General features: G+C 67.6%; 11 protein-coding genes. 7 read left to right on the top strand and 4 right to left on the bottom strand.

The window, feature by feature from the left end:
- The first annotated feature begins 68 nt into the window (after positions 1-68).
- Positions 69-704, top strand: coding sequence for a hypothetical protein (locus ACXJKM_RS07035; protein WP_457321080.1), 636 nt, complete (start codon positions 69-71; stop codon positions 702-704).
- Positions 704-3,295 (top strand): hypothetical protein, encoded by a 2,592-nt coding sequence (locus ACXJKM_RS07030; RefSeq protein ID WP_457351228.1) that lies wholly within the window; start codon positions 704-706, stop codon positions 3,293-3,295. The genes ACXJKM_RS07035 and ACXJKM_RS07030 overlap by 1 nt, the downstream gene beginning before the upstream one ends.
- Here the strand turns inward: ACXJKM_RS07030 and ACXJKM_RS07025 are convergent.
- From ACXJKM_RS07025 to ACXJKM_RS07015, 3 genes are all read right to left on the bottom strand, one after another.
- Positions 3,292-4,401 carry a diguanylate cyclase gene (locus ACXJKM_RS07025; protein WP_457351226.1) on the bottom strand — a complete coding sequence of 370 codons (1,110 nt, stop codon included), beginning with the start codon at positions 4,399-4,401 and terminating at the stop codon, positions 3,292-3,294. The two genes, ACXJKM_RS07030 and ACXJKM_RS07025, sit on opposite strands and share 4 nt — an antisense overlap.
- A 67-nt stretch (positions 4,402-4,468) precedes the next feature.
- Positions 4,469-5,206 (bottom strand): metallophosphoesterase family protein, encoded by a 738-nt coding sequence (locus ACXJKM_RS07020; RefSeq protein ID WP_457351224.1) that lies wholly within the window; start codon positions 5,204-5,206, stop codon positions 4,469-4,471.
- A 10-nt stretch (positions 5,207-5,216) separates the two neighbouring features.
- Positions 5,217-5,726, bottom strand: coding sequence for an Lrp/AsnC family transcriptional regulator (locus ACXJKM_RS07015; RefSeq protein WP_056191761.1), 510 nt, complete (start codon positions 5,724-5,726; stop codon positions 5,217-5,219).
- 216 nt (positions 5,727-5,942) lie between these two features.
- Here ACXJKM_RS07015 and ACXJKM_RS07010 point away from each other — a divergent pair, with 216 nt between their 5' ends.
- Entirely contained in the window at positions 5,943-9,488 is a 3,546-nt protein-coding gene (locus ACXJKM_RS07010) for an indolepyruvate ferredoxin oxidoreductase family protein (protein ID WP_457351222.1), read from the top strand.
- A 21-nt stretch (positions 9,489-9,509) separates the two neighbouring features.
- Here ACXJKM_RS07010 and ACXJKM_RS07005 read toward each other — a convergent pair whose 3' ends face one another.
- Positions 9,510-10,019 carry a DUF4440 domain-containing protein gene (locus tag ACXJKM_RS07005; RefSeq protein WP_457351220.1) on the bottom strand — a complete coding sequence of 170 codons (510 nt, stop codon included), beginning with the start codon at positions 10,017-10,019 and terminating at the stop codon, positions 9,510-9,512.
- A 116-nt stretch (positions 10,020-10,135) separates the two neighbouring features.
- On the opposite strand from ACXJKM_RS07005, the gene ACXJKM_RS07000 reads away from it, so the two are divergent.
- The 4 genes from ACXJKM_RS07000 (at position 10,136) to ACXJKM_RS06985 (ending at position 13,598) form a co-directional block, all read left to right on the top strand.
- Entirely contained in the window at positions 10,136-11,017 is an 882-nt protein-coding gene (locus ACXJKM_RS07000) for a DUF2167 domain-containing protein (protein WP_457321069.1), read from the top strand.
- Positions 11,017-11,736 carry a site-2 protease family protein gene (locus ACXJKM_RS06995; protein ID WP_457351218.1) on the top strand — a complete coding sequence of 240 codons (720 nt, stop codon included), beginning with the start codon at positions 11,017-11,019 and terminating at the stop codon, positions 11,734-11,736. The genes ACXJKM_RS07000 and ACXJKM_RS06995 overlap by 1 nt, the downstream gene beginning before the upstream one ends.
- Before the next feature lie 66 nt (positions 11,737-11,802).
- Entirely contained in the window at positions 11,803-12,600 is a 798-nt protein-coding gene (locus tag ACXJKM_RS06990) for a substrate-binding periplasmic protein (protein ID WP_457351216.1), read from the top strand.
- Between the two features lie 83 nt (positions 12,601-12,683).
- A complete protein-coding gene (locus ACXJKM_RS06985) occupies positions 12,684-13,598 on the top strand; it encodes a DMT family transporter (RefSeq protein WP_056191772.1) in 915 nt (304 codons plus the stop codon).
- Positions 13,599-13,626 lie beyond the last annotated feature (28 nt).

The following is a 13,626-nucleotide window of genomic DNA, read 5'->3' as shown; positions in this document are numbered from 1 at the left end:
CGGCGGCATGAGCGCGGGCCCTGGGTTGGCGGAGCGCTGTCCGCCCGCAAACCCAACCGCTTTTCGCCATGAACCGAGAACCCCTTTCCGCGCTGCGGCGCCTGGCCCTGCTGGGCGGCCTGGCCGCCTTGCTGGCGCCAGCCGCGCACGCCACCCAGCTGGTGCACCAGAACCTCAAGCAGATGATCGCGGCCGCCGACGTCATCGTCAGTGGCGATGTCGCCAAGGTCAGTGACGGCATCGACCGCGGCGTGCCGTTCACGGAAGTGACGCTCAAGGTCAAGGGCAGCGTCAAGCGTGAGCTGGCGACGGACAGCAGCTACCGCTTCCGCCAGTACGGCCTGCTGAAGAACCGCCGCATGGCCGATGGCAAATACCTGCTGGCCACACGCATCGAGGGCCTGCCGGGCTGGACGGTCGGCGAGAAGGTGACCGTCTTCATGAACAAGCCCTCGGTCCGCACGGGCCTGACCAGCCCGGTGGGCCTGGCCCAGGGCAAGCTGACCGGCAGCGGGCCGAAGCTGGCCAATGCCTTCGACAACCGCGGCCTGTTCCAGGGCATGAGCGTGGACCCGGCGGTGCTGAGCCCGCTCGAGGCCGAGATGCTGACCCGCAACAGCGGCGCCGTCGACGGTGGCGTGCTGAACCAATTGGTCAAGCGCGCGGTGCGCGAAGACTGGATCGCCAAGGGAGTGATGCGCTGATGAACGCCTTCCTCAAATTCCCGCTGGCCGCGCTGTTCGCGGCGGCTTCCCTGGCCCAGGCCGCCGGCCCACTGCTGCTGACCGAGCACCCACGCAACCCGCAGCCGCTGCGTTGGGACACGAGCAAGCCCATCCAGGTCTACACCGACATCGGACCGCTGACCTACCGCGACAGCGGCACGGAGTTCCTCAGCAACGCCCAGGCCGACAGGATCACCGCCTTTGCGCTGAAGCAGTGGAGCGATGTACCGACCTCGACCTGGAAAGCCGTCACCGACCCGGCCAAGTTCAAGAAGTTCAGCCAGCTCGCGGGCGTCGGCGTGGACGTGAAGGACGGCGAGACCGCCAAGCGCGTCTATGGCCAGGCGCTGGAGGGCGGCATCTACGTCATCTACGACCAGCGCGGCCAGGTCATCGAGGAGTATTTCGGCGTGCCCAAGGACCAGGTGCTGGGCATCGCCTTCGCCGAGATCGCCGAGGACCGCGACGGCGACGGCTACCCCGAGACCATCGTCAAGGCCACGGCCGTCATGAACGGCTATGTCGTGCCGCATGAGCCGTTGGACCCAGACCAGCCCTGGATGCCGCCGCCCGACATCGACGGCAAGCGCATCGCCGGCGTGTTCACGCACGAGTTCGGCCACGCCATCAACCTGTCGCACTCGCAGGTCAACGGCACCATGGCCTATTTCAGCCATCCCTACTACTACGAGGCTTTCCCCGGCGTGCCCGGCTGCGTGCCGGCCCTGCATTCCTGGCGCGACGACGATCCGGCGGCGAAAAAGATCGACCCGAAGTACATCGAGACGATGTTCCCCTTCATCGACCCGACTTTCCCCGATGCCAACGGCCGCAACGCCGGTTACGAGCAAAGTACGGTGGACCGCAGCGACGACATGGCGGGCATCTCCGACCTCTACCCGAGCGCAACCTACCTGAAGACGCGCGGCTCGGTGGCTGGCACGCTGTTCCTGAAGGATGGCCGCACGCCCTATGGCGGCATCAATATCGTCGCCCGCAACGTTGCCGACCCGCTCGGCGACGCGATCTCGGCGATGAGCGGCGACAAGACGCAGGGCCTGGTCGGCCCCGACGGGCGCTTTCGCATCAACAACCTGAAGCCCGGGCAGAAGTACGTGCTCTACCTGGAGGAGATCGTCGCTGGCGGCTATCCGACGACGCCGACCGCGCTGGTCTCCGAGGCCGAGTACTGGAACAGCAACGAGCAGTCCAACGCGGCCAACGACCGCGCCTGCACGGCCAGCGCGATCACGGCCGAGGCGGGTGTCACCAAGACGGCCAACTTCTACTTCAATGGCTACAAGGACGGCGTGCAGTACACGCCCATCGTCTACGGCTTCCTGGGCAGCATGTCCAAGGACGGCGAGCGCGCGGCGGGCTGGATCGACAACAAGCCCTTCGTCTGGGACTCGCGCAGCGGTGTTGAATGGGCGCCGGACGGTGTCGCGGGCGTCAACACCAGCATCACGCGCGACGGCCGCAAGCTCATCGTGCAGGCCGACCTCAACGGCAACGTCATCGGCACCGATGGCGAAGGCCAGCCGGTGAAGACCAACTCGGCCACGATCTGGGACACCCGCACCGGCGGCCTGACCGACCTGGGCAACCTCAACCGCGACCGCTGCGGCGGCAGCAGCCAGATCGGCGTCAGCAGCAGCTACGGCTGGGCGCTCGATTCGACCGGGCGCACGGCCGTCGGCACGGCCTATGTGGACCGCAATGGCGATGGCAGCTGCGAAGGTGGCTGGTCCGGCGACGCCACCATCGGCGGCGAAGTCATCCCCTTCATCTGGACGGCGGGCCGCGGCATGCGCGCGCTGAGCCTGGACGGCGTGGACCTGAGCGCCGAGCCCTGGCACCGAGCGCATGCGGTCTCGGCCGACGGCCGCGTGGTGCTGGGCAACAGCAACTTCATGAAGGCCTATGCCTGGATTGACGAGGGCAAGCCGATCGACCTCTACAAGGCCGTCGGTGCCATCGACGGCTATGCGATGACGCCCGACGCTGGCCGCGTGGCGCTGAACACGGAGCGCGACGGCGTCGTGTTCTGGAATGCCAACAAGGGCAGCAAGGCCAGCGCCTTCACGAAGTTCAGGCAGATGCAGTGGTGTGTGGACATGCCGCTGCTGGGCCTGGACGTGACCTGCGAGAGCGAGGGCGCCGCAGCCATCCAGCAGCAGTTCGGCGCCATCCCCGTGCAGGTGGCCGACATCAGCGACGACGGCAAGATGATGATCGGCTCGGCCGGTGTCTGGTTCAGCGGCCTGCGCGGCGTGCTGTGGCTGGAGGACATCGGCTGGATCCAGCTCAGCGACTTCTTCCGCACCCAGGGCGTGGCCGAGGCCTATCGCTACGGCCTGGACGGCCCGGCGTCGATGAACGCGGCCGGCAACGAGATCGTCGGCGGCATCCCGGGCTACCCGATGAGCTGGTATGTCGACCTGAAGAAGGCCTTCGTCTGCAAGCATGGCAACTCGACCGAGGTCGGTTTCCCGAGCGAGTTCGTCGACGAAGTGAAGCACGGCGCCCGCATGGGCCGCTGCGAGCATCTGCGGCACTCCGATCGCTAGTCGATGCAGGTGCGGTTGCGCCCTTCCGCCTTGGCCTTGTAGAGCAGGCGGTCGGCGCGCTCCAGGGTCTGGGCCAGGGTGTCGCCGCGGCGGTGCCCGGTCAGGCCGATGGAGACGGTGATCGCCACCTGCTTGTCGTCACCAATGTCGATGCGCAAGGCGGCGGTCTGTTGGCGCAACCTCTCCATGCCGGCCACGGCCGGCGGCATGGCGGTGTCGGGCAGCAGCACGAGGAACTCCTCGCCGCCCCAGCGCGCCAGCACGTCGGTGCCGCGCATGGCGGTCTGGCCGCCCTGGGCGAAGGCGCGCAGCACGGCATCGCCGGCCGCATGGCCGTGCTCATCATTGACGCGCTTGAAGTGGTCCAGATCGACGAGGGCGATGCAGAAGTCGTGGGGGTGGCGAAGCGATCGCAACAGCTCCTGGTCCATCAGCGCCTGCATCTGGCGGCGGTTGGGCAGGCCGGTCAACTCGTCACGCGTGGCGATGGCCTGCAGCTGGGCCAGCGCCCGGGCCAGCTCCTCGCGCTGCTCGGACAGGCGGCGACGGATGCGGCTGAGCCGCGCCGTCAGCACGGCCACGGCGGGCAGCATGCAGGCCAGCATGACGAAGTGGCCGAACTCGACTTCGGGTGGGTAGGTCGCTGGCTGGAGCCAGGCCATGGTGCCCATGACCATGGCGAACAGCGCGAGTGCAAAGAAGCTCAGCACATAGGCGCTGCGCGCGCGCAGCTGGAACATGCCGAACATCAGGATCAGCGTCAGCACCGGGAAGGCGCCACCGCGCAGCAGCCCGGCCTGCGCATAGCCCAGGGCCGCGCAGCTGATCGCGAAGGCGATCTGTACGCTGGTCAGCGAGGGGTCGGTGAAGCGCCGCGACCAGCCGCTGCGGATGGCGGCATAGATCAGCGCCATGCCGCCCAGGGAATAGGCCGCCCAGCCCCACAGCACCGGCCCGAACTCGCCGCCGTTGACCTTGATGGCGTAACACAGCATCACGGCGCTGATGCCCATCAGCGCCATCGCGAGCGAGGTCTGGCGCAGCCGCAGGCGCTGGGCTGGTTCGCTGCCCAGCCACAGGTCGCCGAGCCGACGGAGGTACGACATCGCCATGGCGCTAGCCTACCGCGCCGGCGGTGCCGGGCCTTGCCCGCCTGCGTCCTTGTTCGAGCCTTCAGCCCACGTAGCCGGTCTGCAACGCTTGCGCCCAGTCGGGCCGGCCGTTGCGCGCGGCCAAGGTGGCCATAGCGCCGTGGTCATAGGGCACCGCGTGCTGGGCACAGTGCCAGGCGCCGTCGAGCTTCTCGACGATGGCGTAGGTCGCGTCGGGCGTGCCGCGCTCGACGACATAGCGCTCCGGCTCATCGTCCACATAGGCCTGCAGGCCGACGCTGCCGGGGTTGACGAGGACCTGGCCGGCGGCATTGCGCAGAAAGCGCGGCAGATGGCTGTGGCCGCAGGCGATCAGTGCGCTGCGTTGATCGCCCAGGCGCTCGGCGATCTCGGCGGCCGTGGCCAGGCCGAGCACGCCGCCGCGCGGGGTTTCGAGGAAGTGCTCACAGTCACCGCGTGGCGTGCCGTGGCACAGGAAGATGTCGGGCGCCCATTGCCACATCGGCTGCAGACTGCGCAGCCAGTCGAGCTCCGGCGTGCCGAGCGTGGACAGCGCATAGCCGTCGGAGGCGCCACCGGCGTCGGGCTGCCATTCGAGGATCTGGCGTTCGTGGTTGCCGGCCAGGATGGGCCAGCCCGAGGCCATCAGGAACTGCGCCGTCTCGCGCGGCAGCAGCGGGCCGGAGAGGTTGTCGCCCAGGCACAGCACTTGGTCGGCGCCGCGGCGGCGGATGTCGGCGGCAACAGCTTCAAGGGCGGGCAGATTGCCATGGATGTCTGAGACGAGGGCGATGCGCATGGTCTCGAGACTAGCCGCCCAAGTGACCGAGAGGCAACACGCCGCTGGCCTTGACCTCACCAAGCGAGAAGCTGGTGTGGATGTCTTTCACGTTGGGCAAGTTCAGCAGCGTGTCGATGGAAAAGCGCGAGAAGGCGTCCAGGTCGGTCGCCATGACCTGCAACTCGAAGGTGCCGGCGCCCGAGATGTAGTGGCAGGCGATGACCTCGGGCAGCTGGCGGATGGCGTCTTCCAGCGGCTTGGTGGCGGCGCCCGCGCTGCGCTCGGCGTCCACGCGCACAAAGGCCAGCACGCCCAGGCCGAGCTTCCTGCGGTCGATCTCGGCGCGGTAGCCGGTGATGTAGCCCTGGTCCTCCAGCCACTTGACGCGCCGCCAGGTCGGCGCGGCCGACAGGCCGATGCGCTGGGCCAGTTCGGCGTTGGACAGGCGAGCATCGGCCTGCAACTCGGCCAGGATGGCGATGTGGTGGCGGTCGAGGGCTTCGGGAGTGGCGCTGGAATCGACGACTTGAGAACTCATGGTTTGCCCTGATCGGCGAAGTGGCGATGCAATTGGAAGAGAATTTGGCGGACTTGAGCAAGAATATTGCCGGAGTGTCTGGTTTCGAGCGCAATTGAGAAAGCACTGCTCGCCCCCATTTCCCTACACTGATCGGTCCGGCCATACTGGCCCATGGCCCGCGCGCCTGCCTCACAAGGGCTGGCCTCTCGGGTCGCCATTCAGGAGCTCCCACTGATGAACGCCCCGCTGCCCGAACACATCCTGCGCGCGCTGCAGACTGTCTCCCTCGACGACAAATACGCGCTCGATTCCGGCCGTGCCTTCATGAGCGGCGTGCAGGCCCTGGTGCGCCTGCCGATGCTGCAGCGCACGCGCGACGCGCTGGCCGGCCTGAACACCGCGGGCTTCATCAGCGGCTACCGCGGCTCGCCGCTGGGCACTTATGACCAGGCGCTGATGGCCGCCAAGAAGCACCTGGCCAAGCAGAACATCGTCTTCCAGCCCGGCGTCAACGAGGAACTCGGCGCGACGGCCGTCTGGGGCACGCAGCAGCTTGACCTCTTCCCCGAGAAGGCCAAGTTCGACGGCGTCTTCGGCCTCTGGTACGGCAAGGGCCCGGGCGTGGACCGCTGCATCGACGTGTTCAAGCACGCCAACATGGCCGGCACGAGCAAGCACGGCGGCGTCATCGCCATCGCGGGTGACGACCACATCGCCAAGAGCTCCACCGCGGCGCACCAGAGTGACCACGTCTTCAAGGCTGTCGGCTTCCCGACCTTCTTCCCCAGCAGCGTGCAGGACATCCTCGACATGGGCCTGCACGCCTTTGCGATGAGCCGCTTCTCGGGCGTTTGGGCAGGCATGAAGACGATCCAGGAGATCGTTGAATCCTCGGCCTCGGTCAGTGTCGACCCGGACCGCGTCAACATCATCCTGCCGGAAGACTTCCAGATGCCGGCCGGTGGCCTGCACATCCGCTGGCCCGATCCGCCGCTCGAGCAAGAGTCGCGGATGATGAATTACAAGTGGTATGCAGCCCTCGCCTACATCCGCGCGAACAAGCTGAACTACAACGTCATCGAGGGCCAGAACGACCGCTTCGGCCTCATCACCAGCGGCAAGGCTTTCAACGACACGCGCCAGGCGCTGCACGACCTGGGCCTGGACGACGACACCTGCCGTCGCATCGGCATCCGCCTGCACAAGGTCAACGTCGTGTGGCCGCTGGAAGCGCAGATCACGCGCGACTTCGCCAAGGGCCTGCAGGAGATCCTGGTCGTCGAAGAGAAGCGCCAGATCATCGAATACCAGGTCAAGGAAGAGCTCTACAACTGGCGCGCCGACGTGCGCCCCAATGTGCTCGGCAAGTTCGACGCCGGTGACGGCGGCGAGGGCGGCGAGTGGAGCGTGCCCAACCCCAGCGAGCACTGGCTGCTGCGCCCGCAGGCCGACCTGACGCCGGCCATCATTGCCCGCGCCATTGCCAAGCGCCTGAAGAAGCTCGGCGTGGACAGCGACATCGCGGCCCGCCTGGATGCACGCCTGGCCGTCATCGATGCCAAGGAAAACTCGCTGAAGGCCGAAGAGAAGACCGCCGGCGGCGCCGACCGCACGCCCTGGTTCTGCTCCGGCTGCCCGCACAACACCTCCACCCGCGTGCCCGACGGCTCGCGCGCCGTCGGCGGCATCGGCTGCCACTACATGGTCACGTGGATGCCCGGCCGCAACACGGCCACCTTCACGCAGATGGGCGGCGAGGGCGTGCCCTGGGTCGGCCAGGCGCCGTTCACCGACGAGAAGCACATCTTCTCCAACCTGGGCGACGGCACCTACTTCCACAGCGGCAGCCTGGCCATCCGCCAGAGCATCGCTGCGGGCGTCAACATCACCTACAAGATCCTCTATAACGACGCGGTTGCGATGACCGGTGGCCAGCAGGTCGGCGAGCGGCCCGAGGGCCACACCGTCATCCAGATCATGAACAGCGTGATCTCGGAAGGCGTGAAGAAGCTGGTCATCGTCACCGACGAGCCTTTCAAGTACGAAGGCGTGGCCTTGGCGCCGGGCGTCACCGTGCACCACCGCGACGAGCTGGACGAGATCCAGCGCCAGTTCCGTGAGCTCGAAGGCACCACGGTCATCATCTACGACCAGACCTGCGCCACCGAGAAGCGTCGCCGCCGCAAGCGCGGCAAGCTGGTCGACCCGGCCAAGCGCGTCGTCATCAACGAGCTGGTCTGCGAAGGCTGCGGCGATTGTTCGGTGCAGTCCAACTGCCTGTCCATCGAGCCGGTGGAGACCGACTTCGGCCGCAAGCGCCAGATCAACCAGAACACCTGCAACAAGGACTACTCCTGCGTGAAGGGCTTCTGCCCGAGCTTCGTCACGGTGGAAGGCGGCGAGCTGAAGAAGCCCAAGAAGGAAGCGCGCAAGAGCCCCTTCGACGCCGCGCTGGCACCGCTGCCCATGCCCATCGTGCCCAACCCCGAGAAGGCCTGGGGCATCGTCGTCGGCGGTGTCGGCGGCACCGGCGTCATCACCATCGGCCAGCTGCTGGGCATGGCAGCCCATCTCGAAGGCAAGGGTGTCATCACGCAGGACGCCGCGGGCCTGGCGCAAAAGGGCGGCGCGACCTGGAGCCACATCCAGATCGCCAACAGCCCGGAAGCGATCTTCTGCACCAAGGTCGGCACCGCCGAGGCCGACCTCGTCATCGCCTGCGATGCCATCGTGGCCGCCAACAAGGCCACGCTGGCTGTCATGCGCGAAGGCCGCACCTATGTGGCGCTGAACACGCACGGCTCGCCGACGGCGACTCTCGTGAATGACGCCAACTGGAGCTTCCCCGGTGCCGCCTGCGAGGCCGCTGTGGGCAACGCCGTGGGCCGCGACCACCTCGGCGCCTTCGACGCCGAGGAAGTGGCCGTCAAGCTGGTGGGCGATTCGCTCTACACCAACCCGCTGATGCTGGGCTACGCCTGGCAGCAGGGCCGCATCCCGCTCAGCTACGACGCGCTGATGCGCGCCATCGAACTGAACGGCGTGCAGATCGACAACAACAAGATCGCCTTCGAATGGGGGCGTCGCTGCGCGCAGGACCTGAAGAGCGTGCAGGCGCTGTATGCGGCCCAGCAGGTCATCCAGATGGTCAAGCGCCAGGGCGTCGAGGAGATCGTCACCAAGCGCGTCGACTTCCTGACCGGCTACCAGAACGCCGCCTACGCGGCCGAGTACAAGGCCTTCGTCGACAAGGTGCGCGCGGCCGAAGCCAAGCTGGGCGGCACGACCAAGCTGACGGAAGCGGTCGCGCGCTATCTGTTCAAGCTGATGGCCTACAAGGACGAGTACGAGGTCGCCCGCCTGCACACCGACATGGGCTTTGCCGAGAAGGTGGCCGGCATGTTCGAGGGCAACTACAAGCTGGTGCATCACCTCGCGCCGCCGCTGCTGGCCAAGAAGAACAACAAGGGCGAGCTGGTCAAGCAGCCGTTCGGCCAATGGATTCGCCCCGCCTTCGGCCTGCTGGCCAAGATGAAGGGCCTGCGCGGCACGGCTTTCGACATCTTTGGCCACACCGCGGAGCGCAAGATGGAGCGCCGCTGGATCGCCGACTACCGCGCCGGTGTCGACAAGGCGCTGGCCGGCCTGACGACCGAGAAGCTGGCCGATGCGGTTGAGCTGGCCCGCGTGCCGGAAGACATCCGCGGCTACGGCCACGTGAAGGAGCGCCACGAGAAGGCCGCCCGCGCCAAGTGGGATGCGCTGCTGGCCAAGTTCTGACCGCGCGCAGCGCTTTGCCGTTCAGGGCCTGATCGTGGAGTGCTGCAGCACGATCAGCCAGCGACCGTCGATGCGCTGATAGGCAAAGCTGTAGCGCGCCGGCCGCGTCTTGGTCTGGCCTTCGACCTGCTCGCTGAACTCGTATTGGCCCGAGCGCACGGCGGTGTCGCCGAACAACTGCAGGTTGCCGATGATCCAGCGCATGCGCGCCGTCGGCCGTTGCGCCATCTGGTCGAAGAACACCGGCAACTCGCTGCCGTCCAGTGGCACGGCCGAGTATTCGTCGTCGGTGATCAACGCGCCCGGGGCATAGAGCTGCTGGAGCCGCCGCGGGTCGCGGTTGTTGTAGGCGTCCTTCCAGTCTTCCAGCGCCTGCATCAAGTCGTTGACGCAGTTGCTGCTGGGCTGGTCGCAACGCAGCGGCGGTGACACGACCACCGTGCGCTTCGTCGTGCAGCCGCTGCCGGCCAGCATCAGCAGCAGGCATGTCGCCGCAGCGAGCACGCGGCGCATCTTGTTGATCATTGCCATGTTCAGCTCCCCCTGCGTTGTGGTGCGAATTGTGAATCTGCCCGTCGCGGGGCAATCCCTGAACGGGGCCGCGTCCGGGGTTGCCTAGACTGCGCCCTTTCCAACAGGGAGAACCAATGAAGACGATGCTGCGCGGCCTGCTGGCCGCTGTCGGCCTGCTGCTGAGCCTGTCCACACAGGCCGCCGACGCCCCACCCGAGAACGCTGCCTGGACCGAGGCCAAGGCCGCGGCCAAGGAAGGCCCGGCCGACGTCGCCATCGCAGGGCAGGCCACGCTGCACCTGCCGGCCGGCCGCATCTTCATCCCCCAGCCCCAGGCCGGCAAGCTGCTGACCGCGATGGGCAACCCGGGCGAACACACCGAACTGGCCGGCCTCATCTTCCCCAAGGGCGACGGCGAATGGTTCGCCACGCTGCGCTACATCGCCTCCGGCTACGTGAAGGACGGCGACGCCAAGGAGTGGAAGGCCGATGACCTGCTGGCCAGCTACAAGGAAGGCACCGAGGCCAGCAACGACGAGCGCCAGAAGATGGGCGTGGCGCCCATCGAGATCACCGGCTGGGCCGAGCCGCCGGCCTATGAAGCGACCCAGCATCGACTCGTCTGGGCGATGAGCTCCAAGGAAAAGGGCGCGCCGGCCGACGCGGGCCAGGGCGTCAACTACAACACCTATGCGTTGGGCCGCGAGGGCTATCTGAGCCTGAATTTCATCACCGACCTGAAGGAGTTGCCGGACCAGAAACCCGACGCCAAGGCCTTGCTCGGCGCGCTGGAGTTCGACAAGGGCAAGCGCTACGAGGACTTCGACTCTTCCACCGACCATGTCGCCGAGTACGGCCTGGCGGCGCTGGTGGTCGGCGTTGGCGCCAAGAAGCTCGGCCTGCTGGCTGTGGCGTTCGCCTTCATCGCCAAGTTCGCCAAGATCATCTTCATTGCGGTGATTGGTGGCGGTGCAGCCATCACGAAGTTCTTCAAGCGCGACAAGCCCACGGTCTGATGTTCAAGCTCCTCGCGCTGCTCTTCACGGGCGCCAAGTTCGGCAAGCTGCTGACCACCGGCGGCAGCATGCTGATCTCGCTGGTCGTCTACGCCTGGATCTACGGTTGGCGCTATGCGGCAGGCTTCATCGCGCTGCTCTTCGTGCACGAGATGGGCCACTTCATCGCGGCGCGCTACAAGGGCCTGAACGTCGGCGCGCCGACCTTCATCCCCTTCGTCGGCGCCTGGGTCGAGCTGAAGGACATGCCGCACGACGCTCAGACCGAGGCTTTCGTCGGCCTGGCCGGGCCGATGCTGGGTACGGTCGGCGCCACGGTCACCTATCTGATGGCGCGCAGCTGGGGCGCCGACTGGCTGCTGGCCGTGTCCTACAGCGGCTTCTTCCTGAACCTGTTCAACCTGATCCCGATCTCGCCTTTCGACGGCGGCCGCATCACGGCCGTGCTGTCGCCGCGCATCTGGCTGCTCGGCGCGCCCATGCTCGTGGCGCTGTTCTTCTGGCGGCCCAGCCCGATGCTGATCCTGATGGCCCTGCTGGCCTGGCCCCAGCTCATCAAGGCCTGGCGGCATCGCAGCGACAGCCTCGAGGCGCAGACCTATTACGCCGTGCCCACGGCCGTGAAATGGGAGTACGCGACCTACTACCTCGTGCTGGCCGCCTACCTTGCCGTCATGTGCCACGACGTGCACGAAATGCTGGCCGTCGTGCGCGGCTGACACGAGCAGGCGAGCTGGCCTCGGGGCGCACTACGATCCAGCCGCACCCCGTGCCCGGAGTTCCCCATGACCCGCACCCGCCTGCTGCTGGCCTTGTGCCTGTCCGCCCTGCTGGCGTCACCAGCCAGCGCGGAGCGGCAGCTGCGCGCCTGCGCCCATCCGGCCGCCCAGCCGATGAGCTGGGAGCAGCAGGGCCGGCTGCACGGCGTCTGCGTCGAGGTCGCGCGTCGCGCCTTCGCTGCCGCCGGATGGACGCTTGCCGTCGAACCGGTCGGGCCCTGGTCCCGCTGCCGGGCCCTGGTCGAGCGCGGCGAAGTGGACGTGATGGTCTGCGCCTTCGACACCCCCAAGCGGCGCGGGTACGCCGTGGTCGTGGAGCCGGCGCTGGCACGCAATGAGGGCGCACTCTTCGTGCGGCGGGACAACCCGCTGCGCTTTGAGGGCTGGACCGATCTCGCCGGCCTTCGCATCGGCGTGGGCCTGGGCGTCAGCCTGGGAACGGAGGTGGACCAGCAACTTGCCCATCATGCCCTGGTGGACAACGCGCTCAGCGAGGAGCTGAACCTGCGCAAATTGCTGCTGGGCCGCCTGGATGCGGTTGCCACGGCGCGCGAATCGGGCGAGCAACTGTTGCGCGCCGTGGGCTGCGAGCAGGAGGTGCGCGTGCTGCCGCGTGGCCTCGGCGCGGCAGGGCTGTACCTGCAGATATCGCGGCAATCGCCGGGCGTGTCGGCCGCCGCGCAGGTGCGGGACTATCTGCTGCAGCCCGGCTACGCAGCCGAACTGCAGCAGCTGCATCGCCAGCAGGCCGAGCTCTATCGTCAGCAAAATCCGCCGCGCGAACTGGGGCGCTGCGGGCGCTGAGGCTGCCGGGCAAGCGAGGCTTCACCAGTCAAGTGCCGTCGTCGCGCGGCGCCGGCCTAGACTGGGCCGCACCATGCGCCAGGATGATGCCGACCCCGCCGCCGCTCCAGCCCGCCGCTGACCGCCGCAGGTGGCTGGGCCTGCTGCTGGCGGTGCTGGGCGCCATCGGCTTCTCGGGCAAGGCCATCATCGTCAAGCTGGCCTATCGCCACGGCGTCGACGCGGTCACGCTGCTGATGTGGCGCATGCTGCTGGCCCTGCCTTTCTTCGTGGCGCTGGCCTGGTGGGCCGGCCGCGGCAAGCCGGTGCTGACGCGTCGCGACTGGCGCGACATCGGCGTGCTCGGCTTCACCGGCTACTACCTGGCGAGCTACCTCGACTTCGCCGGCCTGGCCTACATCACGGCCAGCCTGGAGCGGCTGATCCTCTACCTCAACCCGACGCTGGTGCTGCTGCTGTCGGTCGTCTTCTTCCACCACCGGCTGCAAGCGCGGCAGGTCATTGCGCTGGCCATCAGCTATGCCGGCGTCGTGGCGGTGTTCGCGCATGAACTCAGCTTCCAGGGGTCCGACACGGCGCTCGGGGCGGCCCTGGTGTTCGGCAGTGCCGTCAGCTATGCCGTCTATCTGGCGCTGTCCGGCAAGGTCGTGCAGCGCCTGGGCTCGATGCGGTTGGCAGGCCTGGCCAGCAGCGTGGCCTGCGTGCTGTGCATCGCGCAGTTCGCGTTGCTCAAGCCCGCCTCCGCCTTCATCGTGCCCGAGCCGGTGATGTGGCTGTCGCTGCTGAATGCCACCGCCTGCACGGTGGCGCCGGTGCTGATGGTGATGCTGGCCATCGCCCGCATTGGCGCGCCGCTGTCGTCGCAGGTCGGCATGGTCGGGCCGATGAGCACCATCCTGATGGGCTACTTCATCCTCGGCGAGCCAATGAACGGCTGGATCGCGGTCGGGACCATGCTCGTGCTGGTGGGAGTCTTCCTCACCACTCGCCCGCGGTGATTTGGGCCGAGCGCTGGGCCGCTCCCGA

It is taken from the genome of Roseateles sp. P5_D6 (genome assembly GCF_054049415.1).
This window is presented reverse-complemented; position numbering and strand designations above follow the sequence as displayed.

What these genes read in the sequence shown, in the direction of transcription:
- ACXJKM_RS07005 (WP_457351220.1), bottom strand. Translation starts at nt 10,019, where the DNA reads ATGGCAATGATCAACAAGATGCGCCGCGTGCTCGCTGCGGCGACATGC.
- ACXJKM_RS07000 (WP_457321069.1), top strand. Translation starts at nt 10,136, where the DNA reads ATGAAGACGATGCTGCGCGGCCTGCTGGCCGCTGTCGGCCTGCTGCTG.
- ACXJKM_RS07025 (WP_457351226.1), bottom strand. Translation starts at nt 4,401, where the DNA reads ATGTCGTACCTCCGTCGGCTCGGCGACCTGTGGCTGGGCAGCGAACCA.
- ACXJKM_RS07010 (WP_457351222.1), top strand. Translation starts at nt 5,943, where the DNA reads ATGAACGCCCCGCTGCCCGAACACATCCTGCGCGCGCTGCAGACTGTC.
- ACXJKM_RS06985 (WP_056191772.1), top strand. Translation starts at nt 12,684, where the DNA reads ATGATGCCGACCCCGCCGCCGCTCCAGCCCGCCGCTGACCGCCGCAGG.
- ACXJKM_RS06990 (WP_457351216.1), top strand. Translation starts at nt 11,803, where the DNA reads ATGACCCGCACCCGCCTGCTGCTGGCCTTGTGCCTGTCCGCCCTGCTG.
- ACXJKM_RS07015 (WP_056191761.1), bottom strand. Translation starts at nt 5,726, where the DNA reads ATGAGTTCTCAAGTCGTCGATTCCAGCGCCACTCCCGAAGCCCTCGAC.
- ACXJKM_RS06995 (WP_457351218.1), top strand. Translation starts at nt 11,017, where the DNA reads ATGTTCAAGCTCCTCGCGCTGCTCTTCACGGGCGCCAAGTTCGGCAAG.
- ACXJKM_RS07020 (WP_457351224.1), bottom strand. Translation starts at nt 5,206, where the DNA reads ATGCGCATCGCCCTCGTCTCAGACATCCATGGCAATCTGCCCGCCCTT.
- ACXJKM_RS07035 (WP_457321080.1), top strand. Translation starts at nt 69, where the DNA reads ATGAACCGAGAACCCCTTTCCGCGCTGCGGCGCCTGGCCCTGCTGGGC.
- ACXJKM_RS07030 (WP_457351228.1), top strand. Translation starts at nt 704, where the DNA reads ATGAACGCCTTCCTCAAATTCCCGCTGGCCGCGCTGTTCGCGGCGGCT.